Source organism: Erwinia sp. OLFS4, from assembly GCF_002752165.1.
Lineage (GTDB): Bacteria > Pseudomonadota > Gammaproteobacteria > Enterobacterales > Enterobacteriaceae > Izhakiella.
The window spans coordinates 36,965-46,576 of sequence record NZ_MOMB01000062.1; the positions used below are offsets into that span (position 1 = coordinate 36,965).

Annotated in this window: 9 protein-coding genes; 1 reads left to right on the forward strand and 8 read right to left on the reverse strand. The window is 50.7% G+C overall.

The features are described from left to right. Nucleotides 1-57: 57 nt before the first annotated feature. The 4 genes from ahpF to BL249_RS15935 all read right to left on the reverse strand — a co-directional run bounded on the left by ahpF (nucleotide 58) and on the right by BL249_RS15935 (nucleotide 4,603). Nucleotides 58-1,626 carry an alkyl hydroperoxide reductase subunit F gene (gene ahpF / locus BL249_RS15920; RefSeq protein ID WP_099706181.1) on the reverse strand — a complete coding sequence of 523 codons (1,569 nt, stop codon included), beginning with the start codon at nucleotides 1,624-1,626 and terminating at the stop codon, nucleotides 58-60. Nucleotides 1,627-1,734: 108 nt separating this feature from the next. Continuing rightward, on the reverse strand, nucleotides 1,735-2,298 hold the full coding sequence (gene ahpC / locus BL249_RS15925; protein WP_099706182.1) for an alkyl hydroperoxide reductase subunit C: 564 nt from the start codon (nucleotides 2,296-2,298) through the stop codon (nucleotides 1,735-1,737). 227 nt (nucleotides 2,299-2,525) lie between these two features. Continuing rightward, nucleotides 2,526-3,896, reverse strand: coding sequence for an amidohydrolase family protein (locus BL249_RS15930; protein WP_099706189.1), 1,371 nt, complete (start codon nucleotides 3,894-3,896; stop codon nucleotides 2,526-2,528). Between the two features lie 101 nt (nucleotides 3,897-3,997). Continuing rightward, nucleotides 3,998-4,603 carry an ankyrin repeat domain-containing protein gene (locus tag BL249_RS15935; protein WP_099706183.1) on the reverse strand — a complete coding sequence of 202 codons (606 nt, stop codon included), beginning with the start codon at nucleotides 4,601-4,603 and terminating at the stop codon, nucleotides 3,998-4,000. A gap of 382 nt (nucleotides 4,604-4,985) precedes the next feature. Here BL249_RS15935 and BL249_RS15940 point away from each other — a divergent pair, with 382 nt between their 5' ends. Further along, nucleotides 4,986-5,918 carry a LysR substrate-binding domain-containing protein gene (locus BL249_RS15940; protein WP_099706184.1) on the forward strand — a complete coding sequence of 311 codons (933 nt, stop codon included), beginning with the start codon at nucleotides 4,986-4,988 and terminating at the stop codon, nucleotides 5,916-5,918. A 135-nt stretch (nucleotides 5,919-6,053) separates the two neighbouring features. On the opposite strand, the gene BL249_RS15945 is transcribed toward BL249_RS15940, so the two are convergent. From BL249_RS15945 to BL249_RS15960, 4 genes are all read right to left on the reverse strand, one after another. Next, nucleotides 6,054-6,836, reverse strand: coding sequence for an ABC transporter ATP-binding protein (locus BL249_RS15945; RefSeq protein WP_099706185.1), 783 nt, complete (start codon nucleotides 6,834-6,836; stop codon nucleotides 6,054-6,056). Nucleotides 6,837-6,870: 34 nt separating this feature from the next. Further along, entirely contained in the window at nucleotides 6,871-8,580 is a 1,710-nt protein-coding gene (locus BL249_RS15950) for an ABC transporter permease (RefSeq protein WP_241898905.1), read from the reverse strand. 147 nt (nucleotides 8,581-8,727) lie between these two features. Next, nucleotides 8,728-8,961 (reverse strand): hypothetical protein, encoded by a 234-nt coding sequence (locus BL249_RS15955; RefSeq protein ID WP_099706187.1) that lies wholly within the window; start codon nucleotides 8,959-8,961, stop codon nucleotides 8,728-8,730. Nucleotides 8,962-9,448: 487 nt separating this feature from the next. Next, nucleotides 9,449-9,612, reverse strand: a 164-nt coding sequence (locus tag BL249_RS15960; RefSeq protein WP_241898819.1) for an IS1 family transposase, incomplete at its 5' end; no start/stop codon positions are given.

Genomic DNA, 9,612 nt, shown 5'->3' on the forward strand with positions numbered 1-9,612 from the left:
GTCAGCGGTAAAAGTAAAAAAAAGCGCCCCGTAAGGCGCTTTTCTCACCGACGGTTATCAGGCGTGCGGCGTACGAATCAGATAATCAAAGGCGCTGAGTGACGCTTTCGCCCCTTCACCGCTGGCAATAATTATCTGTTTATAAGGCACGGTGGTACAGTCACCTGCAGCGAATACACCTTTCACGCTGGTTTCACATTTGGCATCGACAATCACTTCACCAATGCGGTTACGTTCAACGGCGGAACCTTCCAGCCAGTGGGTATTAGGCAGCAGGCCTATTTGTACAAAAATACCGGCCACTTCAAGGTGATGCGTCTCGCTGCTGAGGCGATCAACATAGTCTAGCCCGGTGAGTTTGGTACCGTCCCCTTTGACTTCTGTGGTCTGCGCATTCAGCACAATATCAACGTTTTTCAGGCTACGAACTTTATTCTGCAACACCTGATCGGCTTTCATTTCGGGGGCAAATTCCAGCAACGTCACGTGTTCAACAATACCCGCGAGGTCAATTGCCGCTTCTACGCCGGAGTTTCCTCCCCCAATCACCGCAACCCTTTTGCCTTTGAACAACGGGCCATCGCAGTGCGGACAATAAGTGACACCGCGCGTGCGGTACTGCTCCTCACCGGGGACATTCATATTACGCCAGCGGGCTCCGGTGGCAATGATCACCGTACGCGCTTTCAGTATCGCTCCGCTGGCAGTATGCACTTCATGTACACCGCCTTCACGATCTGCCGGTGTCAGCTTAGTGGCGCTCTGGCTGTCAATCACATCAACCTGATAATCATCCACGTGGACCTTCAGCGCAGCGGCCAGTTTTGCCCCTTCAGTTTTCGGCAGCGAAATATAGTTTTCAATATCCACGGTGTCCAGCACCTGACCACCGAAACGCTCCCCCATCAGGCCGGTACGGATGCCTTTACGCGCCGAATATATCGCCGCTGCCGCACCCGAAGGGCCGCTTCCTACAATCAGCACATCGTAGGTTTCACGCTGGTTAAGCGCCTCTGCCGCACGCTGGTCGGCGTTGACGTCAACCTTGCTGATAATGTCTGTCAGCGTCATACGCCCCTGGCCAAACTCTTTACCGTTAAGAAAAACGGCGGGCACTCCCATTACGTTACGTTCCTGAATCTCGTTCTGGAACATCGCACCGTCGATTGCGGTATGGGAAATTCGTGGGTTGAGCACAGCCATTAAATTCAGCGCCTGTACCACGTCCGGACAGTTATGGCAGGAAAGTGAATAATAGGTTTCAAAGGCCAGATCGACGTCAAGTTCGCGAATCTGATCCAGCAGCGCCTCCGCCTCTTTCGAAGGATGACCACCGGTGAGCAACATTGCCAGCACCAGAGACGTAAATTCGTGGCCCATTGGCGAACCGGCAAAACGCGGTCCCTGGTGTGAACCGGGATTGGTGATCAGAAAAGAGGGTTTACGCACCGGTAAATCGTTCTGTTCTGTCACGCTGACTTTGTCAGAAAGGCTGGCTATATCTGCCAGTAAACTACGAATTTCTGCCGACTTGTCGCTGTCATCCAGTGTTGCAACCAACTCAACAGGTTTGGTTAAACGCTCAAGGTAAGCCTTAAGCTGATTTTTCATATTTGCGTCGAGCATGATGTTCCCTCCCGGCAGAAAAAAATCGGGTGCCAGGCACCCGATTTAACAGATATCAGGTTGAGATCCGGCAGTATGCGAGGATCGCAGCCCCTTATATACTGAGGATCAGATTTTACCCACCAGATCCAGTGATGGTGACAGGGTGGCATCCCCTTCTTTCCACTTAGCCGGACAGACTTCGCCTGGGTGAGAAGCAACATACTGTGCTGCTTTCACTTTGCGTAACAGATCGGCAGCGTCACGACCAATACCTTCTGCGGTCACTTCAATGGCCTGGATGATTCCCTGAGGATCAACGATGAAGGTGCCACGGTCGGCCAGACCTTCTGCTTCACGCAGGTTGTCAAAATTACGGGTCAGGGCGGCGGTGGGGTCGCCAATCATCGCGTATTTAATTTTGCCAATGGTGTCAGAACTGCTGTGCCATGCTTTGTGGGTAAAATGGGTATCGGTGGAAACCGAGTAGATGTCGACGCCCAGCTTCTGGAACTCTTCGTAGTGGTCGGCAACGTCACCCAGTTCGGTCGGACAAACGAAGGTAAAGTCAGCCGGATAGAAGAAAAACACGCTCCAGCGTCCTTCAACATCTTTCTCACTGACTTCAATAAACTGGCCGTCTTTAAACGCGGTGTTTTTGAAAGGCTTAATTTTGGTATTAATCAGAGACATCAGGTTTCCTCCATTTTTGCGTTGACCCACAAAATAACCAAAAGCGTCAGCAGGATCTAATCCGTTTCAGTTATCAAATCAATAAGCGCAGGCTAACAAAAAGGCAGGGGAAAAAAGGAGGAAACCACAGCGGGATAATAGCCGGTCATGTGAAAAAAGCAATGGCTATCTGGCGGGGAAAAAGCCGGCGGGGCAGCAAAGTTATCCCCGCCGGTTAAGGGTGCCTGTCAGGCAGACAGTCGCCCCCACACCAGATTCCCTTTATGAAAGGTCGCACTACGTGGCGAGATGCGGGCAACCGCCTCGGCGGAACATGAGGCATCCACCAGCATAAAACTGGCCTCATCCTGTACTTCTGGCCAGACCTGTTCGCCCTTGTCATTGAGCGGCAGCCGGCCGCCGGTTGCCAGAAACAGGGCACGGGAAAGTGTCAGTTCGCTGGCGTGGGTATAAAGCTGAGCATAGAGATTGGCCTTCTCCAGCATGTCACCCGAACCAAATGGCGACCAGTGATCGATAACGCTGTCGGTTCCGGTCATCACCACCACCCCGCTATCGTGCAGCTGTTTTAACGGCATATGCAGGCTGCCGGGGGGCACCGTTGAAACAACACCGATCTGATTTGCCGCCATACGACCAGCCAGCTCAGCAACCTGCCGGGTTTGCATCGTAGCGAGTACGAAGGCATGACTGATTGTCAGCTTGCCTTTCAGTTCGGGGGTTTGCTCTACGGTATCCAGCATGTAATTGAGCGCCGCAACGCCTGCCGGGCCGGTTTCATGCAGATGAATATCCACCCCTTTACCATAGTCGATGGCTATCTGAAACAGGCTATCAAGCGACTTTTCCATCGCACCGTCAACATCAGTCGGGTCAAGGCCGCCAACGTAATCCGCGCCGTGCTGCATTGCCTCACGCATCAGCCCTTGCACCTTCGATCGCAGCAGACCGTGCTGGGGGAATGCCACAACTTCGCCGGTAAAATCCGCTTTGCGGCGTGCCAGCACCGCCAGCAGATTTTCCAGGTTTTTCAGACCAGATACCGGGTCAATATTACAGTGGCTGCGCGCAAAGGTGGTCCCTTTTGACTGCAGCAGATCGATAAGCCTGCTGGCCCGCTGCTGCGTATAGGGTTGCAACTCAGGCAGCAGTTTTTGTTCCAGCCGGATCATATCCTGAATCGTCGTTCCGGCAGGACGGTCAGGGGCGCGCCACGGCCCGCCATAAAAAGTCTTGTCCAGATGGATATGCATATCACGCGCCGCCGGTAACATCAGTTTGCCGCCGGCATCGTAATGCGGCAAGGTGGCGTCCGGGTGACGGTTATTGACCCGTAGCGCAACAATTTTACCCTGGTTAATTTCAAGCGTTTTTAATTCGGTACGGCTATGCACTACCCGCTGATGCTGATAATCAAAGCCGGTTTCCAGTAAAACGTTGTCCAGATAATAATGCGTGCAATTAAGGGTGGTGATGCCTTTTTCGCCACAGTCGGGCAGCGTCGCTTGCGCAGCCGATGTTACGCCGCCAAACAACGCGGCCGCCGTAAGCGCCCCGCTCTGGTTTAAAAACTCACGACGGCTTTTATTCTCCTTCATTTTTGTTTCCTCTTTAAATGAATGGCAGAAATCACGCGGCCACCGCGCCTTGTTTTGCCAGGCGGTGCGGCTGGACAAACACAATAAAAGCTGGCTATTAATCAGCCACCTGCGGCAATAAGTAGTCTGGCGATCTGCTGAAAACCTTTCTCCTGCGCCAAAAAAAGTGGGGTTTTGCCATATTTATCAGTCAGCTGCGGGTCGGCCCCGTGTTTCAGCAGCAGCCTGACAATCTGCTGCTGACGCTCGCCACCATCATTGAGCACAATAGCCTCCAGCAGCGGCGTCCAACCGAGGTAGTTGGTGTGATTAACGTTGATCGCCGTGTCGCTGAGTAACGCATCCACCATCTCCACATGGCCTTTCTCGCAGGCAGGCGTCAGGCCAACCCCACCAAAGCGCGTCAGTCGCGTCAGGTCGGGTGAAGCAGGCAGCAGCATGCGGAACAAGGTTACGTCGTTGTTAAGGCAGCTAATCAGAAAGGGATTTAAACAGGTCTGATCCTGTTGATTGATGTCGGCACCGGCACCGATCAATAAGCTGACACAATGGTAATGTTTATTCAGGCTGGCGAGAATAATGGCGCTGCGCCCCTGGTGATTGCGGTGATTCACATCCACCTTTTGTTGCAGGCCGTCGATCAGCCCCTCGCCGTCTCCCCGCTCTGCTGCCACCAGAAACGCGGCCTCAGCCGTCTTATCAGACATGGATTTTCTCCTGCATTTTGTAACATTTCCTTCGCTGTCAATGCAGGGTAGCAATGGTATTAGCAGAAAAATACTGGATTAAAAGTGATTCATCAGAATCACTCTAATTATTAAAATAAAATTACCAATAAAGCGTTGTTTTGCACTGCATCAGCCTGTAAAAGCCGCTCAATGTCTGATGCCCCCTAAGACAAAGCAGTAAAAAAATTTCTTAATTCGCTGGCAAATAAGGCATTAAGCGCAAATAACGTAAGAAAATGTTCTGTGAATATAGGCACCGTGAAACATTAAATTTTGTTCAAGTCTGATGAGCCGCAAAACGCGTTAACCTGTCGGTTTAACACCCAGCAAACCAGATACTGACGGAGAAGGAGTAGAAGGAATGCATTCTATTTTCAATGAAGAAAACTTGCTGGCCTTCACATCAACGGCACGTTACGGCAGTTTCAGTCGTGCCGCGCGCGAACTTGGTCTGACCACGTCCGCCATTAGCTACACCATTAAACGTATGGAAACAGGACTCGACGTTTTACTTTTTATCCGTAACACCCGCAGCGTCGAGCTAACTGAATGTGGGCGTTTTTTTTACCGTAAAGCCATCGACCTGTTAACCGACTTCAATGCCATTAAACGTAATATTGATGCAATTGCTCAGGGCGTGGAAGCGCGGGTGCGCATCTGTATTAACCAGCTGTTGTATACGCCAGGGCATACAGCACGCCTGTTGCAGGTACTGAAAAAACAGTTTCCAACCTGTCAGATTGCGGTCACCACAGAGGTTTATAACGGTGTCTGGGATGCCATTATTAACGATCGGGCAAATATCGCTATCGGTGCGCCTGACACCCTGCTTGAGGGCGGGGGTATTGATTATGTAGAAATTGGCTCGGTACGCTGGGTTTTTGCTATCGCCCCGGACCATCCGCTGGCAAGCTTGCCGGAACCGCTCGCTGAAAGCCAGCTGCGGCTCTATCCGACGATTATGGTGGAAGACACCGCCTACACGCTGAATAAAAAAGTTGGCTGGCTGCTGCACGGCCAGGAACCGATTCTGGTTCCCGACTTCGACACGAAATACCTGTGTCAGTCGCTGGGTGAAGGTATTGGTTTTGTTCCGGATTTTATGGTCGACGGCCCCAACGATCGCCCGCAGCTGGTCGCCCGTAAAGTACGTAATCCGCGCCAGGACTCGCATATGCTGCTGGCCACGCAGAATTCAGCCACCGGGCAGGTGACACAGTGGATCAAAAAAGAATTTTCCCCTCAGGGGCAATTGAGTGCCATCTATCAGTACATGCTGCACCGGGAGCATTAATCCCCTTTTGCTGGCATCGCCGCGACAAACTGTACGTGGCTTGCCTGCGGCTGTCATGTAAAACGCCCCGCGACACAACTGGCGCAGGGCGTTTTGATTACCAATGACCCGGTGGAAATCACCGGGTGTGCCAACTCAGGCGGTCAGCGCGATTTTTTCATTCAGGGTATCGCGGATACGATTGACCCAGGACTGCGTGTTTTCGCGGGTGCGTTCTGCACGCGGAATATCAATGGTATAGGTATCGGTAATCGTCGCAGGATCGCCGGTCAGCAGGCAGACACGATCTGACAGCATGACGGCTTCTTCAACGGCATGGGTCACCAGAATCATTGAGCGGGTGGCAATTTTACGCTGTTCCCACAGGTCAATCAGATCCTGACGCAGCTTCTCGCCGGTATAAATGTCCAGCGCAGAGAATGGCTCATCAAGCAGCATCAGTTTAGGTTCAACCGCCAGCGCACGGGCAAAACCTACCCGCTGACGCATCCCGCCGGACAACTCCTTCGGATAAGCGTTAACATAATCGGTCAGACCAATCAGTTCCAGCATCCGCATAGTGCGACGTTCAATTTCCTCACGACCCAGCTTCGCCGCCTGCAAGCCAAAGGCAACGTTATTAAACACGGTCAGCCATGGAAACAGCGCGAAGCTCTGGAAAACCATGCTGGCATCACGACACGGGCCGCAAACCGGCAGATCATTACAGACGATGGAACCAAAATCAGGCTCAATCAGACCGGCGATCATACGAATCAGCGTTGACTTACCGGAACCGGAACGGCCAAGCAGGGCCACCACTTCGTTGTCATAAACTTCAAAGTTGATATGTTCAAGCACCGGAATGCTCTGCTTACTTCCCTTGTGGAAGGATTTAGAGACATTTTTCATTTCTACAAGTGGATGACGTTTTTTCATAATCTTTCCAGGTAAAATAGTTTTAACGGGCTAATCAGCCTAATCTGTAACGGTTTTCCGCGAAACGATAAAGCGGCGTCCAGACGAAAATAATGCACAGGGCGACCATGAAACACATGGCTACACAGCCCAGCGCCTGTTCCGGATCCTGACCGGCGGAAGTCGCCTGAGAAATGAAAGCACCCAGTCCCGTGGTGTGCAGCGTAATGTCACCCCAGCTCAGTACTTCAGCAGCAATAGCCGTATTCCAGGCACCACCTGCAGCGGAGATAACACCGGTAACAATGGACGGAAACACCGCGGGCAGAATAAATTTCGTCCACCACATCAGGCCACGGACCTGATAAACCTTACTGGCTTCCATCAGCTGGCTTGGGATCATGGAAGTACCGGCAATGACGTTAAACAGGACATACCACTGGGTACCCAGCATGATCATCGGCAACGTCCAGTCATCAAGACTCTGGTGGAAGGTGATGATCATAATGGCCACGAACGGATAGAACACGTTAGCCGGAACCGCAGCCATAATCTGGATGATCGGCTGGAAGAAACGAACCAGCTTAGGACGTAAACCAATCCAGACACCCAGCGGTGTAAAGATCACCACGCTGAGCAGCATCGCACCAATAACCCTGGCAGCCGTCAGTCCCATCCATTCCGGCAAATTCGGCATATACTGCTTCGGAATGAACAGCCACAGTTCATGAGCGTAATAAATGCAGATAACCGCCAGCGCAAGATACCAGATGCCCGCCCACAGCCAGTTCAGCACACTCATGGTGCTGAACAAACGGTGCAGGCGCAGTTTGTACCAGCCACGCGGCAGAACAAACAGCCAGAAGAATGCAAATCCGGCAGCCATTTTACCCAGCCAGCAGCCGATTAATGAACGATGCATGCAGTTATAAAACCATGAGGTCGGTACACGGTTTTCTGAAATATCTTCATATTTAAACTGATGGGCATAGCGTACCAGCGGACGGAACAGCAGCTGATCAAACACCACGATAGTGACAATCAGCGCCATAATGCTGTAGATCACGGCCTGCGAATTACCGTCATTCAGCGCCTGGCCCATATAGGCACCGACACCCGGCAGATTGACGCTGTTATCGCCAATTGTCAGCATTTCTGAAGCAATCAGGGCAAACCAGGCCGCTGACTGCGACACCATGGTATTCCACAGAAGCCCAGGAAAAGAGAAGATAAATTCCAGACGCCAGAAGCGCTGCCAGCCATTATAACGGAATGCATAGGTCGCTTCGGTCAGGTCAGCCGGCACCACACGCATGGTCTGAAACAGCGTCAGCATCATATTCCAGGCCTGACCGGTAAAGACAGCGAATATCGCCAGCCCTTCCAGCCCCATCATGCTATGGGGAAAAAGACCAAGGAAAAAAGCAGTCGTGAAGGTCAGAAAACCAACCAGAGGAACGGATTCCATGAAGTTGACGAACGGCAGAATCACGCGTCGCATCGGCGCGAATTTTGCAGCCAGTACGCCAAATACGATACTGAAGGCCATTGAATAAAACAGGCCGATCACCAACCGCATACTGGTACGTAACGCATAATAAGGCAGATTATGATAATCAAGACTTATTGGCGCTATTGTGCTGCCATTAAATTCACCGTGCATTCCTATCCAGCCATAGATAAAAAGAAAAATAGCCGAACCAAGAATCAGTGCAACGATAATATCGTTCAGGTTAAACCTGACATTTGTTTTTTCTGTGCGCATAGACTGCATTGAAGGCGCTCTCCAGATTAAAATAAACAGCGCGCAGGAACTATCATCAGTAATACAACTGAATAAATACCTGGTGGATAAAAACGAGCTAATTCGCCATCAAAAAGAAAATTGATGGCGAAAAGTTCGTAATGATTTTCAGGGTATTAATGCATCCACTTCGGCAATCACAAGCTGCTGACGTTTCTCAGCCATTTTTTTCAAAAAAGCTTTAAAAGTAACAGACAGTTTGCGCTTATTAGCTAAAGCAGGATAACCCTTAGGTGCCTTAGGTTTATGGTAATAAGAGTGATCAAATGCATATGCTTTTGATGAACGATTTACGACCAGAGACCCGACATAGCAGGAGAAGAAATAATCGATACAGAACATCCTACACCTCGATTAATTGTATAAGTATAAATAACGGTATTTGCGCATGCTCGCGGTGAGCAGCGACCTGATGCCGACTATTCGTACTTACACATTAACGCGTGTTCGGAATAATCAGCCTGTAATGGCGTGCCCCGATGGAGGCTCGTCAGATGCAGCACTGAACATTTATGTTCCTCTCGATGAGTGAATATTTGCGCGAATAGTATGCGCGGATAAATATAAACGTAACCTTTACGAGGCGTTTTTTTCCTGCTTTTTCCGCCAGAACACTTCGCCTGGCACCAGCCGGCTGTGACCGGCATTTCCAGAGGGAAACGATCGAAAAAAAACGCCATCTTACGATGACGTTAATGTAGCAAAACAAGCAAATAAAAATTGCATTTACGCAGTTTTCAACAGGCATTATCAACGAGAGAATAGATAAAACTCGTTGATTTATATCAATAAAAATACCATTCCAGGCAAAATTGGGTGATGCCTCCAATTAGTAGAACATGTGTTTCTCGATAAACGCTCCAATGACTTTTTCGTGGATCTCAACTGAGCGCGAAAAGCAGATTGTTTTACGAGCCAACCGTTTAATGCGGGTGCGGAGCGTCAGGTTATTACGTTCAATGCGTTGGGTGAAAATTTTGCCCGTCAGATGCT

Excerpts from the sequence above, each read along its gene's own strand:
- ahpC (WP_099706182.1), bottom strand. The coding sequence starts at position 2,298 with ATGTCTCTGATTAATACCAAAATTAAGCCTTTCAAAAACACCGCGTTT.
- BL249_RS15930 (WP_099706189.1), bottom strand. The coding sequence starts at position 3,896 with ATGAAGGAGAATAAAAGCCGTCGTGAGTTTTTAAACCAGAGCGGGGCG.
- ahpF (WP_099706181.1), bottom strand. The coding sequence starts at position 1,626 with ATGCTCGACGCAAATATGAAAAATCAGCTTAAGGCTTACCTTGAGCGT.
- BL249_RS15955 (WP_099706187.1), bottom strand. The coding sequence starts at position 8,961 with ATGTTCTGTATCGATTATTTCTTCTCCTGCTATGTCGGGTCTCTGGTC.
- BL249_RS15950 (WP_241898905.1), bottom strand. The coding sequence starts at position 8,580 with ATGCGCACAGAAAAAACAAATGTCAGGTTTAACCTGAACGATATTATC.
- BL249_RS15935 (WP_099706183.1), bottom strand. The coding sequence starts at position 4,603 with ATGTCTGATAAGACGGCTGAGGCCGCGTTTCTGGTGGCAGCAGAGCGG.
- BL249_RS15945 (WP_099706185.1), bottom strand. The coding sequence starts at position 6,836 with ATGAAAAAACGTCATCCACTTGTAGAAATGAAAAATGTCTCTAAATCC.
- BL249_RS15940 (WP_099706184.1), top strand. The coding sequence starts at position 4,986 with ATGCATTCTATTTTCAATGAAGAAAACTTGCTGGCCTTCACATCAACG.